Raw genomic sequence first — 262 nt, 5'->3', positions numbered from 1 at the left:
GCAGCGGTGATATATTGCAGTTGCTCCCGCTGTGCTTCATACCCTTCCACTTCTTCATCAGCAGACAAGCCGAAGATTTTTGCAAACAGGTCCAGCTTTTCCGGCGCATTTTCTTCTGCAGCCAGCTCCTTCGCAACCAAGATCGGATCCTTCAACAGCTGATTGATGATGCTTTGTGTATGCTTGCTGATGACCTTCCGCTCCCGCTCTGTCAAGTTCGGGATTTTGCGTTCGATGCTTTGCATGGTTTCGCTTTGGATGG

The 262-nt window shown here is 50.0% G+C and carries 1 protein-coding gene; it reads right to left on the bottom strand.

Going from position 1 to position 262, the window contains the following annotated elements; all coding sequences use genetic code 11:
* Positions 1 to 262, bottom strand: a 262-nt coding sequence (locus WDW90_RS39925; protein WP_488803341.1) for a hypothetical protein, incomplete at both ends; no start/stop codon positions are given.

Source organism: Methylobacterium nigriterrae, assembly GCF_037106235.1.
GTDB classification, from domain to species: domain Bacteria; phylum Pseudomonadota; class Alphaproteobacteria; order Rhizobiales; family Beijerinckiaceae; genus Methylobacterium; species Methylobacterium nigriterrae.
Note: the sequence above shows the minus strand (reverse complement) of the source record. Positions and strands in the feature narration are given on the sequence as shown.